This is a genomic window from Streptomyces sp. NPDC004134, from assembly GCF_042874195.1.
Taxonomy (GTDB): domain Bacteria; phylum Actinomycetota; class Actinomycetes; order Streptomycetales; family Streptomycetaceae; genus Streptomyces.
In genome coordinates, this window is record NZ_JBIAMS010000033.1 from 40,504 (window position 1) to 53,085 (window position 12,582).

At 72.9% G+C, this 12,582-nt stretch carries 14 protein-coding genes and 1 tRNA gene; 13 read left to right on the forward strand and 2 right to left on the reverse strand.

The features are described from left to right. The first annotated feature begins 35 nt into the window (after window positions 1-35). Window positions 36-659, forward strand: coding sequence for a TetR/AcrR family transcriptional regulator (locus ACFYVJ_RS31095; RefSeq protein ID WP_388898601.1), 624 nt, complete (start codon window positions 36-38; stop codon window positions 657-659). A 77-nt stretch (window positions 660-736) separates the two neighbouring features. Here the strand turns inward: ACFYVJ_RS31095 and ACFYVJ_RS31100 are convergent, their stop codons facing one another. Next, window positions 737-1,336, reverse strand: a complete 600-nt coding sequence (locus tag ACFYVJ_RS31100) for a hypothetical protein (protein WP_388898603.1) — start codon at window positions 1,334-1,336, stop codon at window positions 737-739. Window positions 1,337-1,498: 162 nt separating this feature from the next. On the opposite strand from ACFYVJ_RS31100, the gene ACFYVJ_RS31105 reads away from it, so the two are divergent. From ACFYVJ_RS31105 to ACFYVJ_RS31140, 8 genes are all read left to right on the forward strand, one after another. Then, window positions 1,499-3,307 (forward strand): SPFH domain-containing protein, encoded by a 1,809-nt coding sequence (locus ACFYVJ_RS31105; RefSeq protein ID WP_388898606.1) that lies wholly within the window; start codon window positions 1,499-1,501, stop codon window positions 3,305-3,307. Further along, window positions 3,304-4,662, forward strand: a complete 1,359-nt coding sequence (locus ACFYVJ_RS31110; protein ID WP_388898609.1) for an SPFH domain-containing protein — start codon at window positions 3,304-3,306, stop codon at window positions 4,660-4,662. Before ACFYVJ_RS31105 ends, ACFYVJ_RS31110 begins: the two co-directional genes overlap by 4 nt. Before the next feature lie 52 nt (window positions 4,663-4,714). Then, entirely contained in the window at window positions 4,715-5,083 is a 369-nt protein-coding gene (locus ACFYVJ_RS31115) for a DUF488 domain-containing protein (protein ID WP_388898611.1), read from the forward strand. A gap of 75 nt (window positions 5,084-5,158) precedes the next feature. Beyond that, window positions 5,159-6,007 carry an HdeD family acid-resistance protein gene (locus ACFYVJ_RS31120; RefSeq protein ID WP_388898614.1) on the forward strand — a complete coding sequence of 283 codons (849 nt, stop codon included), beginning with the start codon at window positions 5,159-5,161 and terminating at the stop codon, window positions 6,005-6,007. A 103-nt stretch (window positions 6,008-6,110) separates the two neighbouring features. Beyond that, window positions 6,111-6,743 (forward strand): HhH-GPD-type base excision DNA repair protein, encoded by a 633-nt coding sequence (locus ACFYVJ_RS31125; protein WP_388898617.1) that lies wholly within the window; start codon window positions 6,111-6,113, stop codon window positions 6,741-6,743. 136 nt (window positions 6,744-6,879) lie between these two features. Beyond that, window positions 6,880-8,412 (forward strand): M28 family metallopeptidase, encoded by a 1,533-nt coding sequence (locus ACFYVJ_RS31130; protein ID WP_388898620.1) that lies wholly within the window; start codon window positions 6,880-6,882, stop codon window positions 8,410-8,412. Window positions 8,413-8,744: 332 nt separating this feature from the next. After that, complete coding sequence (locus ACFYVJ_RS31135; RefSeq protein ID WP_018836497.1) at window positions 8,745-9,041, forward strand: type II toxin-antitoxin system VapB family antitoxin; 297 nt, start codon at window positions 8,745-8,747, stop codon at window positions 9,039-9,041. A 94-nt stretch (window positions 9,042-9,135) separates the two neighbouring features. Continuing rightward, window positions 9,136-9,801: a LytR C-terminal domain-containing protein gene (locus ACFYVJ_RS31140; RefSeq protein WP_388898772.1), complete on the forward strand. Its 666-nt coding sequence runs from the start codon at window positions 9,136-9,138 to the stop codon at window positions 9,799-9,801. 163 nt (window positions 9,802-9,964) lie between these two features. On the opposite strand, the gene upp is transcribed toward ACFYVJ_RS31140, so the two are convergent. Next, on the reverse strand, window positions 9,965-10,597 hold the full coding sequence (upp, locus tag ACFYVJ_RS31145) for a uracil phosphoribosyltransferase (RefSeq protein WP_047016662.1): 633 nt from the start codon (window positions 10,595-10,597) through the stop codon (window positions 9,965-9,967). Between the two features lie 152 nt (window positions 10,598-10,749). On the opposite strand from upp, the gene ACFYVJ_RS31150 reads away from it, so the two are divergent. The 4 genes from ACFYVJ_RS31150 to ACFYVJ_RS31165 all read left to right on the forward strand — a co-directional run bounded on the left by ACFYVJ_RS31150 (window position 10,750) and on the right by ACFYVJ_RS31165 (window position 12,360). Further along, window positions 10,750-10,935, forward strand: a complete 186-nt coding sequence (locus ACFYVJ_RS31150) for a hypothetical protein (protein WP_125939077.1) — start codon at window positions 10,750-10,752, stop codon at window positions 10,933-10,935. 191 nt (window positions 10,936-11,126) lie between these two features. Then, on the forward strand, window positions 11,127-11,675 hold the full coding sequence (locus ACFYVJ_RS31155; protein WP_388898624.1) for a hypothetical protein: 549 nt from the start codon (window positions 11,127-11,129) through the stop codon (window positions 11,673-11,675). Between the two features lie 56 nt (window positions 11,676-11,731). Then, window positions 11,732-12,232 (forward strand): nucleoside deaminase, encoded by a 501-nt coding sequence (locus ACFYVJ_RS31160; protein WP_388898627.1) that lies wholly within the window; start codon window positions 11,732-11,734, stop codon window positions 12,230-12,232. Window positions 12,233-12,273: 41 nt separating this feature from the next. Next, a tRNA-Ser gene (locus tag ACFYVJ_RS31165) sits at window positions 12,274-12,360 on the forward strand. Window positions 12,361-12,582 lie beyond the last annotated feature (222 nt).

The following is a 12,582-nucleotide window of genomic DNA, read 5'->3' on the forward strand; positions in this document are numbered from 1 at the left end:
TCGCCCCCGGTCCCCCACCGATATATTCGGCGGTGATGCGTACCGTGAACCCCGAGCAGCACGCGCGCAAGCGGGCCCGCATCCTGGCCGCGGCGGCGGAGGAGTTCGCGGCGAACGGGGTGGACGGGACGTCGACGGCGCGCATCTGCCGCCGGGCGGGCATCGGCTCGGGGACGCTCTTCCACTACTTCCCCACCAAGAAGGCGATCTTCCACGCCCTCTTCGCCGACGACCTGGCACGTACCGCGGAGATCCGCGACCGCGCGCTGGCGATGCCCGACCCCGAGGAGGGCTTCGCCCTCCTCTTCGACCGCCTCACCGCGGACCTCGACGACCCGCAGGCGCCGGGCCTGATCGCCGCGGCGCTGATCCAGGCGAGCCGGGACGTGAAGTTCGCCGGGCTGCTGGGAGACGACGAGGCCCGCACCCTGGCGGCCCTGACGACGCTCCTGGAGCGCCTGGCGACGAAGGGCCGCACGCCGCCCTTCCCCCCGCCACGGGCGGCGCGCTGGCTGGTCACGGTGATCGACGCGGCCTACCTGGCGGCGACGGACGACGGCTACGACCCGGCGGCCCACGCCGCCGAACTCCGCCACGTCGCCGCCTGGCTCACCGCCACCCCCCTGCCGCCGCCCTCCCGGGGCGGCGGTCACCGCTGACGGGTGGCGGTAGGAGGGGCCCGGCCTCGACTGATCGTCCGGCCGACGAGCACCCGAGTGCCCGATGCCGGGACCCCTCAGCGGGACTGCAGGGCGTCCAGGGCCACCGCCTGGGCGATGATCAGGCGGCGGTCCAGGGCGGGGTCCGCGATGTCGATCTCGTAGCGGTCGTAGAGGGAGAGCTTCTTCGTCACCGAGAAGGCCCGCTTGCCGTCCGAGGTGAAGTCGAAGTGGTACGGAACCGGGAAGGGGAACTCGCCGACGACCGGGAGCAGGCTCCAGCCGCGGCGGACCAGCGCCACCGCCCTGTTGCGCTCCGTGCCGGTTGCCGGCGGGGCGCCCGGCTGGTCGAGGTGCCAGGTGGAGCGGGTCAGCGAGCGCTTGAAGTCCTTGCGGAACGTACCGAGCGGGATGCCGGCAGGGTCCGTGACGTCGTACGTCGTGCCGACGTCCAGCGCCTTGCGGGCCCTGAAGCCGGCGAAGACGTGCTGCTTCTCCGTGTCGGCGTAGAGCGTGACCTGCTCCTTGAACGCCATCCGCTTCTGCTGCGCGAACGCCAGCAGCTCGCCCTCCGTGCCGTCGGGGGCGGCGGCGAAGACCTCGTACTGGTTCACCATGAGGCGCGCGCGCTGCCGCATGAGCAGCTTCGGCTGCGCCTGGAGGGTCGGGGTGTCCATGCCGAAATAATAGAGCAGGTGCTCCGCTAAACCCGTTTACTGCCGGAATCGTGCAATGACCACGTACCCGTGTTGTCACGATCCGCGCCTGTGCTTGCGTACGACTGTGCGAAACGGTTGGGATTGCGGAGAGTGATCACGCGACCAGAGGAGGGGGACGACATGGCACGTTCGCGCGCGCAGACCGTGAGAAGCGCGGCGCAGGCCGTGATGGAGGGGGACAGCCCGAGGCGGCTCGCCCAGGACGAGCTGCGCCGCCGGGGCGTACTGCCCGACGGGGAACAGGGCCGCGAGGGCAGGGAAGGCGGCCGGGGCCGGCGTGGTGACGCGTCCCGGGAGGACGGGATGGACCCGGCCGACTTCCCCGCCGCCCGCGACCAGGGCGGCAGCCTCGACACCGTCATGACGCAGCAGTCCGTACCGCTGGACGAGGCCGGGGAGGTGCTGAACCGCAGCGAGCTGAAGCGCGAGGGCCTGGAGCAGGTGCACGCCATCTGCCCGATGGTGCTGCCGCGCGGGCGCTCGTTCCTCAGCATGCTGCCGGTGTCGCTGCTGCTCGTCATCGGCCTCGTCGGCACCATCGCGGTGGCCGCCACCGGCGACGACGTGGTGACGAACCCGGTGTTCGGCGCCCACTACTGGGTGCTGGCGATCTTCGCCGTGGGGTTCGTGTGGTGGCGGCAGGGCATGGTGATGGTGCCCGACGGGTGTCATGCCCTGATCACCAAGTTCGGCAAGCTGGAGCAGGTCGTCGGCCCCGGCCGGGTCATCCTGCTGAACCCCTGGAAGCGGGTCTCGTACATCCTCAACACCACCCGCGAGTACCCCTTCAACGCGCCCGTGCGCGAGGCCCCGACGAAGGGCGGGGTGAAGGCGTCCATCGACCTGTTCATCCAGTTCCGGATCAGCGACCCGGTCGAGTTCGTCTACACCCTCGGCGCCGTGCGCGGCTTCGAGGAGAAGCTGAACAACGCCGTCAGCGAGACGATCCGCAGCCTCATCTACGAGCAGGAGGCCGCCGGCATCTACGACATGGTCGGCGAGGACACCACCCGGCTGCTCGACTCGCTGAACCACCAGTTCCGGCCCGCGGTCGAGCTGACCAACGCCAACATCACCCACGCCGAGCCCTCCGACCAGCCGTACCGCATGGACCTCGCGGCGCCGGAGATGGTGCGGATGGCCAAGGAGGCGTACACCCACGAGTACTCGCTCCAGCTCCGCAAGGAGCAGGACGAGGGCGACCTGAGCAAGGAGCTGGCGACCCGCGAGGAGGAACTGTCCGCGATCCAGGCGGACATCGCCCAGTACCAGGCGCAGATGGACACCGCCGTCGAGCGCGAGACCAACCGCGCCGAGGCGCTGGCCCGGCAGCGGTACGTCCAGGCCGAGTCGGAGGCGCGGGCCAACGCCGCGCTGCTGGAGGCGCAGGCGCTCGACATCCGCGCGGTGACGACGGCCGAGGCGCCGGAGATCCTGGAGTACCGCTACCAGCAGCAGGTCCTCGACACCCTGGAGCAGGTCGCCGACCACCTGCCGCAGTTGCTGCGCATCGGCGGCCCCGCCGGCGGCGCGGACGGCGGCGGCGCGGGCGTCGACTTCCTGGCGCTCGCCCGGGAGCTGATCGGCGAGCACGGCGCGGACCTGTTCTCGGAGGCCGAGATGGCGGCCGTACGGGAGCGGCTGACCGAGGTCGCGGCGCGGATCGCCGAGCGGGAGCCGGAGATCCGGGCGCTGCGCGAGGCCGAGCGGCCGGCCCCGGTGCCGGCCCCGGCGGGCAGCGCCGAGGCGGAGCAGCAGCACGCGCCGCAGGAGGCGGCCCCCGGCGCCGGTGATGGGGCCGGCGAAGCGGTCGGCGAAGGGGCCGGATTCGGCGGCGGATTCGGTGCCGGAGCCGCCAACGAGGGCTACGGACACGAGAGCACGGGCTTCGGGCCCGCGCATCACGGGCACGAGGAGGCGGGAGCATGAGCACGACGGCCATGAAGCGCAGGTCGGTCATCTCCGAACTCGTCGCGGCCTGGGGCGACATCCCCCAACTGCTGCGCGGCGGCGAGGCCGGCACCCTGATCCCCGTCATCATCCCCCGCCACCGCCGCCGGCTGTGGTGGATGGTGCCGCTGTGGCTGTCGCTGCTGGCGCTCGCGACCGGCGTGATGGCCGGGCTGCAGAGCGGCAGCGAGGACGGCTGGAGCGCGAGCGCGTACGACGCGCTGGCGGCGGCCGCGTACGGCACCGGCGCCTTCCTGCTGGTCGTCGGCGTGCTGTGGTGGTGGCGCTCCTCGATCGTGAAGATCGAGCAGGGCACGAACGGCGTCCTCACCCGCTACGGCGCCATCTCCCGCACGCTGGGCCCGGGCCGGCACTTCGTCTGGCACCCCTGGTCGCGGGTGGACTTCGTCGTCGACACGGCCACGGAGATCCCGTACTCGGCGCCGGTCATGGCCTGCCCGACGCAGGAGAACGTGCCGCTGCGCTCGATCGAGTTCTTCCTGAAGTTCCGCATCAACGACGCCGTGCTCTTCGTCCGCACCATCGGCGCGGGCAACTTCGACCTGGTGCTCTCCAGCGCCGTGCAGGACGCGATCCGCCAGCGGGCCCGCCGGGTGCGCACGGAGCGGGCGTACGACCTGCGCGGCTCGGACGTCGCGGACATGCAGGACCTGCTCAACCGCCAGTTGGCCCGCTACGGCGTGCGCATCACCGGCGCCAACATCCCCGACGTCCAGTTGCCCGCGCAGTACCAGCAGCACCTCGCCACCCGCGAGCGGGTGGCGAAGGAGCGGACCGCGTACGAGCAGGAGTGGGGCCTGACCCGCAAGCGCCGCATCGACAACCTCCAGATGGACATCGAGCGGGCGAAGAAGGCGCGCGACGCGCGGTTCGTCGAGGTCAAGGCCGCGCTCAACCGGGCCCGCGAGGAGGTCGCCCGGCTGCTGGAGCAGCAGGAGACCGAGGCGCAGAAGGTCCGCTTCGAGATCGAGACCCGCGGGCGCAGCGGCCTCATCGCCGCGGAGAACGAGGCGAAGGCGCAGCGCCGGCTCGCGCAGGCGTACCGCGACAACCGCGCGGTGCTGCAGTACGAACTGGCCAGGCGGCGGCTGGAGGTGGGCGCGGTGCTCGCGGGCAGCGCGCCGCAGCCGACGGTCATCCGCACGGACGGCGGCGGGGGCGGCGGCGCCGATGGATCCGCGCTCACGACCCTCCTCACGGCGCAGTTGCTCCCCCGGCTGACGGCCGGCTCTCCGGCGGGCGGTTCCGTGCCGCCGGCGGGCGGCCTGCTCCGGGCGGTGGCGGCTGACGGACACGGCGCCGGCGAGGAGTGAGCGGGGCCGTGCGGCGGGCGCGGGGGGCTCGCCGCACGGCTACCGTGGACGTATGGCGACAAAACACGCACCCCCTCGGATACGACGTGTCTACGACGCCCCCGAAGGCGACGACGGCACGCGCGTCCTCGTCGACCGGATCTGGCCCCGCGGCATGACCAAGGAGAAGGCGCACGTCGACGAGTGGCTGAAGGCCATCGCGCCCTCCGACGAGCTGCGCCACTGGCTGCACGCGGACTTCGAGCGCTACCCGGACTTCGTGAAGCGCTACCGCGCGGAGCTGGCCGACCACGAGCGCGCCACGGCGCTGGCGCATCTGCGCGCGCTGTACGAGCAGGGGCCGCTGACGCTGGTGACCAGCACCAAGGAAGTGGACCGCAGCCACCTGACGGTGCTCGCGGAGGAGCTGGAGCGGGGCTGACCCCGCGGCCGTACGGGTCACCCGTACGGCCCAGCGCCGGTGGCAGCCCCGCCGGAGCCGCTCGCAGCCTGGAGCATGAGCACCGACCCGGCGCCGCACCGCGGCCGCCCCGACAAGCCCGCCCCCTCCGACGCCGACGCCTCCGACGCGCGCGCCGGCACCGATGCCGCCGGCGAGGGCATACGCCCCGTCGGCGACCGCACCCGCCGCGCGGAGGAACCCCGCGCCGCGTCCACCGCCGCCCCCGGCGAGCACGCGCCCCGGGAGCGCCGGCTCAGCGTCGTCGAAGACGACGAGCACGCGGGACCGCCGCCCGGCGGCGGCGCGGCACGTACCGCCCACCGCGAAGGCGGCGCCGTCCCCGAAGGGCCCCTCGGCCTCCTCGCCAGAGGCGCCTGGCAGGCGGTGCTGCTCGCGGGCGTCGCCGCCCTCGTCCTCGGCGCCCTCACTCTCGCCTGGCCCGGCGAGACGCTCCGCGTCGTCGGCATCCTCTTCGGCCTGTACCTGCTGGTCATCGGCGTGATGCAGCTCGTCGCCGCGTTCGGTACGCACGCCTCCACCGCGCTGCGCGTGATGGCGTTCATCAGCGGCGCCCTGTGCATCCTGCTGGGCCTGCTGTGCTTCCGCAGCGCGCTGCAGTCGATCCTGCTGCTCGCCCTGTGGATCGGCATCGGCTGGCTCTTCCGCGGCATCACCCAGGCCGTGGCGGCCGGTTCCGACGAGGCGATGCCGGCACGCGGCTGGCAGATCGGTCTCGGCGTGATCTCGGCGCTGGCCGGCATCGTGCTGATCGTGTCGCCGCTGACGTCGATCGCCATCCTCACCTATCTCGCCGGCGCCTGGCTGCTGGCCGTCGGCGTCATCGAGATCGCCACCGCGATCCGCGTCCGCCACCGCGCGAAGCAGCTCCCGGCCGACGCCTGAGCGGGACGCCCGGCCGGTCCGCGGCCCCCGGTGCGCAAGGCGCGCACCGGGGGCCCGCGTGTTGCCCGGCGGGGCCGCGACCGGCTGCTGCCATGATGCCCGGATGAACGTCACCGTCCGTCTCGCGCAGCAGCCGGAGGCCGACGCGCTGCTCGGCCGCAGCCCGCTGGCCGTCCTGGTCGGCATGCTCCTCGACCAGCAGGTGCCCATGGAGTGGGCGTTCTCCGGCCCGTACACGATCGCCCACCGCATGGGCGGCGACGACCTCGACGCCCACGCCATCGCCGCGCAGGACCCCGAGGCGTTCGCGGCGCTGCTCTCCGGGAAGCCGGCCGTGCACCGCTACCCCGGCTCGATGGCCAAGCGGATCCAGCAGCTCTGCGCGTACCTCGTGCACGAGTACGACGGCGACGCCGAAGCCCTCTGGCGCGACGCCGGCAGCGGCAAGGAGCTGCTGCGGCGGCTCCAGGCGCTGCCCGGGTACGGGAAGCAGAAGGCGCAGATCCTCACCGCGCTGCTGGGCAAGCAGTACGGCGTCACGCCCGACGGCTGGCGCGAGGCGGCGGGCGCGTACGGCGACGACGGCAGCCGCCGGTCGGTCGCGGACATCACCGGGCCGGAGACGCTGGCGGAGGTACGGGCGTTCAAGCAGGAGGCGAAGGCGGCGGCCAAGGCGGCCGGCCCGCAGGGGAAGACCGGCACGAAGTCGGGGCAGAAGGCGAAGAAGACCACCTGAACCGGGACGGGTTGGCCACCGGCCCATTCCGCAACGCCGTTCGAGTCGCTAGGTTGCTCGCACCCCGTCCGCCTTGCGGACAGGAGACCCCACACGCCGGACAGGTTCGCCCACCTTTGACGTCGGAAGGACTCCTGTGTTCCCTCGAAGATTCACGGCTGCGCTGGGCGCGGCCGCCCTCGCCGTCCCCCTGCTCCTGGCCAGCTCGGCGCCCGCCGGCGCGGCACAACCGGCGAAGGACGGCGCGAAGCTGGCCCGTGACCTGGTGCGCGCGTCCAGCGCTTCCGACGCGTACAAGCACCTCAAGGCGTTCCAGCGGATCGCGGACCGCAACGGCGGCCACCGCGCGGCCGGTTCGCCGGGGTACGAGGCGTCCGCCGCGTACGTCTACGACCAGCTCGAGCAGGCCGGTTACGACGTCAAGTACGACACCTTCGACTTCACCTACTCCGAGACGCTCAAGGACGAGTTCGCCGTCGTCTCGCCCGAGGCGCGGGACATCGAGATATACGCGATGACCTTCTCGAAGGCGACCCCCGAGGGCGGCCTCGACGCGCCGCTGGCCGCCGCGCCCGTCGACGCCGACGGCACCTCGGGCTGCGAGCCGGGCGACTTCGAGGGTGGCGACTACACGGGCAAGGTCGCGCTCGTCCAGCGCGGCGGCTGCAACTTCGCCGTCAAGCAGGCCAACGCCGCGGACGCGGGCGCCGTCGCCACCGTCATCTACAACAACACCGAGGGCGCCCTCAACGGCACCCTCGGCGACGCCGACTCGGTCAAGGTGCCCACCGGCGGCATCACCAAGGCCGAGGGCGAGGCGCTGACCACGCTGCTGGCGCAGGGCGAGGTCACCGTCCACGTCGACATCCAGATGATCGTCGAGCCGCGGACGACGCGGAACGTCATCGCCGAGACCAAGCGCGGCGCCGAGGACCGTACCGTCATGCTCGGCGCGCACCTCGACTCCGTCTCCGAGGGCGCCGGCATCAACGACAACGCCTCGGGCTCCGCGGCGCTGCTGGAGGTCGCGAAGGAGCTGGCGAAGGCGGAGAAGAAGCCGCGCAACCAGGTGCGCTTCGCGTTCTGGTCGGCGGAGGAGCTGAGCCTCGTCGGCTCCACGGACTACGTGAGCCGGCTGACCCCGCGCCAGTTGCGGGACATCGAGCTGTACCTGAACTTCGACATGGTCGCCTCGCCGAACTACGGCCTCTTCGTCTACGACGGCGACGACTCCGACGGCGTCGGCGAGGGCGCGGGCCCGGAGGGCTCGGCGCAGTTGGAGCGGCAGATCACCGACTTCATGGACCGGAAGGGGATGCCGCACGAGGGCACCGACTTCACCGGGCGCTCCGACTACGGCCCCTTCATCGAGGTGGGCATCCCGTCCGGCGGCACGTTCACGGGCGCGGAGGGGACGAAGACCGAGGCGCAGGCGGTGAAGTTCGGCGGCACGGCGGGCAAGGCGTACGACCCGTGCTACCACACGGCGTGCGACGACCTGGACAACATCAGCATGCCGGCGTTCGACGCGAACATCGACGTCATCGCCAACGCGGTCGGGACGTACGCGCACGACGTCAGCTCGCTGCGCGAGCCGGTGTCGTTCGTGCCCACCGAGGGCGACGCGGGCAGCGGCGGGGGTGCGCACGACGACCACGCGGAGCGGTGAGCGTGTGACGGCGTAGCACAGACGCGAGGGGAGCCCGGGCCGCGAACGGCCCGGGCTCCTGCCGTCCCCCCGCCCCGCCCCCGCCTCGCCCCGCAGCCCCTCCGCTGCCCTCGCCTCGCCGCCGCCCCGCCTCGCCTCGTCGCCCTCGCCGTTCCCCGCCCCGCCTCGCCTCGCCGCCCTCGTCTCCGCTTGGCCGCCGCCCGCTTCCGCCGTGCTCCGCCTTGCTTCTGCCGGTCCCCGCTTGCCTCCGCCTTGCTTCGCACTTGCCGCTGACTTGTCGCTCCTGTGCATCACTGCTGCGCCCGGAGGCGCATCCCCGGTAGGCTTTCCGTGTGATCTTCAAGCGCATCGGAAACGGGAGGCCGTACCCCCACCACGGCCGGGAGTCCACCCGCCAGTGGGCTGATGTCGCGCCACGCCCGGTACGCCTCGACCAGTTGGTGACGACGAAGCAGCAACTGGACCTGGAGACCCTGCTCGCCGAGGACTCGACCTTCTACGGCGACCTCTTCGCCCACGTCGTGAAGTGGCGCGGCGACCTGTACCTGGAGGACGGACTGCACCGCGCGGTGCGGGCGGCGCTGCAGCAGCGCCAGGTGCTGCACGCGCGCGTGCTTGAGCTGGACTGACCAGTCCGTTGACCCTTTCGGGGGGACCCGCGTCCACCCCGTAGATCATTTAGTAGGCACGGCCCCTTCCGGCTACTACGCTGCCGCCATGAGCATGCTGACGCCCCCCGAGATGGGCGGGCAGTACCGCATCAAGGGCACCAAGTATCCGCGTATGCGGCGAAGCCACCGGCGCCGGAAAGTGCTGGCTCTGCTCGGTGCCGTGGTCGCGGTCGCGCTCGTCGGCTGGGGCACGCTGCAACTCGTGGACACCTTCACGGGCGGCGGTGAGGAGGAGAAGGCGGTGCAGGCCCGTACGCCCGGGGACTGCGGCGCGCGGGAGACGGGCGCGAAGTCCGGCGAGGGCAAGAGACCCGAGAGCCGTCCCGGCGCGAAGCCGGCCGAGCTGCCCGCCCCCGGCCGGGTCAAGGTCAACGTGCTGAACGCCACCGCCAGGACCGGTCTCGCGCAGAAGACCGCCGACGAGCTGAAGAAGCGCGGCTTCAAGATCGGCAAGGTGGCCAACGCGCCCGCGGCGTACGACAAGAAGGTGCGCGGCGAGGGCATGCTGCTCGGCGCCCCGGGAACCGTGGACGGCGAGCTGAAGGTGCTGGGCACGCAACTGGCGCAGGCGGAGCCGAAGACGGTGGAGCGGGACGGCGCGGTGGTCGACCTGATCATCGGCGACGACTTCAGCGGGCTGACGAAGCCGGCGGAGGCGAAGGCGGCGCTGAAGGCGCTGGCGACCCCGGCGAAGGCGATGCCGGGGGCGTGCGACTGAGACGCCGGTAGCCGCCGGCGGCACGGGCACGACGGGACACCCGCGTACGGGCGCTCGCCGACCGGCGGTCACTGACCCGGCGCCCGGCGACCCGGCGCTGTGCAACCGCGCTCGGCGCCGGCGGAACCGGCATCCGCCGGCCCTGCGGCCCTGCGGCTCGCCGCTAGGCGGTCCCGTACATCCGGTCCCCGGCGTCGCCGAGGCCCGGCACGATGTACCCCGCCTCGTTCAGCCGCTCGTCCATCGCCGCCGTGACGACCGTCACCGGCGCACCCGCCAGCTCGTGCTCCACCGCGTCCGTCCCCTCCGGCGCCGCCAGCAGGCAGATCGCCGTGACGTCGTCCGCGCCCCGCCGGATCAGCTCGCGGATCGACGCGACCAGGGTGCCGCCGGTGGCCAGCATCGGGTCCAGGACGTAGACCTGCCGGCCGGACAGATCCTCCGGCAGCCGGTTCGCGTACGTGCTGGGCTGCAGGGTCTCCTCGTCGCGTATCAGCCCGAGGAAACCCGCCTCCGCCGTCGGCAGCACCCGCATCATGCCGTCGAGCATGCCGAGCCCGGCGCGCAGGATCGGCACGATCAGCGGCTTGGGACGGGCCAGCCGCACACCGGTGGTCTGCGCGACGGGGGTGCGCACGTCGACCTGTTCGGTGCGGACGTCGCGCGTCGCCTCGTACGCGAGGAGCGTGACGAGCTCGTCGGCCAGCCGCCGGAAGGTGGGAGAGTCCGTGCGCTCGTCGCGCAGCGTGGTGAGCTTGTGCGCCACCAGGGGGTGGTCGACCACGTGAATCCGCATGCTCCCGAATCTATCCGAGTCCCGGCCGGGCACGGATACCCGTGGGGGTCAGGGGGTACGCGTGGAGAAACGGGCCGTGGTTCGTACACAACCGCCAACCGGGTGCAAGGCGGATATGTCCGGCCGGCCCGCTCGGATGCTGGAGGTGTGTGATGCCGGATCGTGATCTGCGCAGCGGTGATCCCCTGGCCGAGACCACCGACGACCGCGGCCGCCGCCGCGCCGCCTTCCTGCGCGACCTGCACGAAGCCGAGGCGCTGCGGGCGCGCGTCCAGCCGCGGCGCGCCCGGGCGGCGCGGCGTCGGCATGTCCACCGCATGCGGACCTTTCGCTGGTAGACGGCCGATGAGCGGCGGAACGGGGGCCGCGCGGCGGCACAATTCACGACGCACAGCGGAAGACCCCGCAGACAGCGCAGGTTTCTGTCACGATTCCGGTGAGGGCGGGTCCCCCGCCCCTGGTCGGGGGGAGAGAGCAGGCAAGCTCGACCACCCGGCCCGGCACACCTAGGACCAGTGGGAGAGTCACGGTGTACTTCGCCGCACTGCTCGCGCGCACCGAAGACGGGTGGGAAGCGAGCGATACAGAGCTCGACGACGTGGAGACGCTGGACGACCTGGCCGACCTCGCCCGCGAGGCGACGGCCGACGACGACGAGACCGTGCTGGTGCTGCTCGAGCAGGAGGGCATCTGGTACGGCGTCATCCGCATAGACGGCGAGGACGACCCGCGCGTCTTCGTCTCGAACGCCGCGGGGGCCGCACGCAGCGCGTACGGGGAGATCCTGCTCACCCCCGAGCTGCTCGGCCGGGAGCCCGAGGACGACAGCGCCCTGGACAGCCTGACGGACCTGGACGGCACCGAGGACGGCGAGCCGGACCCCGCCGCCGCCTCCGGCGCGGACACCGACGCCGACCCGGACGCCCCGCCCGGCACGCCGGCGGGCCCGGTGGGCGACACGGAGCTGCTGGAGGACCTCGGGGTCTCGGAGAAGCAGTTGCTGGCGCTGCACGGCGACGCGGTCAACGAGATCGCCGAGATGCTCGGCGCGGCGGACGTCCTGGAGGCGGTCCGCTGACCGAGCCCGGCGGAGAAGGGGAGAGCGGCCCGTACGAGGAGCTGTGGGCACCGCCGATGCGCGCGGCCCTGGCGGAGGCGGAGCGCGCCCTGGCTACGGGCGACGTGCCGGTGGGCGCGGTGGTCGTGGGACCGGTGGACGCCTCCGGGGACTCGTACGCCTCCCTGATCGAGGCACCGCCCACGGGCAGGATCCTGGCCCGCGCCCGCAACGAGAGGGAGGCGACGGGCGACCCCACGGCGCACGCGGAGATCCTCGCGCTGCGGGCCGCGGCGGCGGAGCTGGGCGGCTGGCGGCTGACGGGCTGCACGCTGGTCGTCACGCTGGAGCCGTGCACGATGTGCGCGGGCGCCGCGGTCCTCGCCCGCGTCGACCGCGTCGTCTACGCGGCCCGCGACCCCAAGACGGGCGCCGCGGGCTCCCTCTGGGACGTACTCCGCGACCGCCGCCTGAACCACCGCCCGGAGGTCATCCCCCACGTCCTGGCCCCACCCGCCACCGCCCTGCTCACCACCTTCTTCCGCACCGCCCCGCCGCCGGACGGCGGGCACCCGTAACGATTTCTGCTCACGGCGGCAGGTGGGCTAAGCTGCGTGGCGGTAGCGTGTCCGAGCGGCCGAAGGAGCTCGCCTCGAAAGCGAGTGTGGGGGCAACTCCACCGTGGGTTCAAATCCCACCGCTACCGCAGGTAGACGAAAGGGCGGACCCGACGGGTCCGCCCTTCGTGCTGCCGGGGGTCGGTTCGGGCCCGCGCCTGCGGAGTTCCGCCCCTCGCCCACCGCCCGCGGCAGACGGCGGGGCCTTCGGTCCCACCCGGCCCGTCGATCCGGGAACCCCGCTTTCCCCAGGCGCGGTTGGGGAGACCGGCGGCCGTCTAGGGTGTTTTCGACGGCCCTTCACCGGAGGC

What these genes read in the sequence shown, in the direction of transcription:
- ACFYVJ_RS31095 (WP_388898601.1), top strand. Translation starts at nt 36, where the DNA reads ATGCGTACCGTGAACCCCGAGCAGCACGCGCGCAAGCGGGCCCGCATC.
- ACFYVJ_RS31100 (WP_388898603.1), bottom strand. Translation starts at nt 1,336, where the DNA reads ATGGACACCCCGACCCTCCAGGCGCAGCCGAAGCTGCTCATGCGGCAG.
- ACFYVJ_RS31105 (WP_388898606.1), top strand. Translation starts at nt 1,499, where the DNA reads ATGGCACGTTCGCGCGCGCAGACCGTGAGAAGCGCGGCGCAGGCCGTG.
- ACFYVJ_RS31110 (WP_388898609.1), top strand. Translation starts at nt 3,304, where the DNA reads ATGAGCACGACGGCCATGAAGCGCAGGTCGGTCATCTCCGAACTCGTC.
- ACFYVJ_RS31115 (WP_388898611.1), top strand. Translation starts at nt 4,715, where the DNA reads ATGGCGACAAAACACGCACCCCCTCGGATACGACGTGTCTACGACGCC.
- ACFYVJ_RS31120 (WP_388898614.1), top strand. Translation starts at nt 5,159, where the DNA reads ATGAGCACCGACCCGGCGCCGCACCGCGGCCGCCCCGACAAGCCCGCC.
- ACFYVJ_RS31125 (WP_388898617.1), top strand. Translation starts at nt 6,111, where the DNA reads ATGAACGTCACCGTCCGTCTCGCGCAGCAGCCGGAGGCCGACGCGCTG.
- ACFYVJ_RS31140 (WP_388898772.1), top strand. Translation starts at nt 9,136, where the DNA reads ATGCTGACGCCCCCCGAGATGGGCGGGCAGTACCGCATCAAGGGCACC.
- upp (WP_047016662.1), bottom strand. Translation starts at nt 10,597, where the DNA reads ATGCGGATTCACGTGGTCGACCACCCCCTGGTGGCGCACAAGCTCACC.
- ACFYVJ_RS31150 (WP_125939077.1), top strand. Translation starts at nt 10,750, where the DNA reads ATGCCGGATCGTGATCTGCGCAGCGGTGATCCCCTGGCCGAGACCACC.
- ACFYVJ_RS31160 (WP_388898627.1), top strand. Translation starts at nt 11,732, where the DNA reads ATGCGCGCGGCCCTGGCGGAGGCGGAGCGCGCCCTGGCTACGGGCGAC.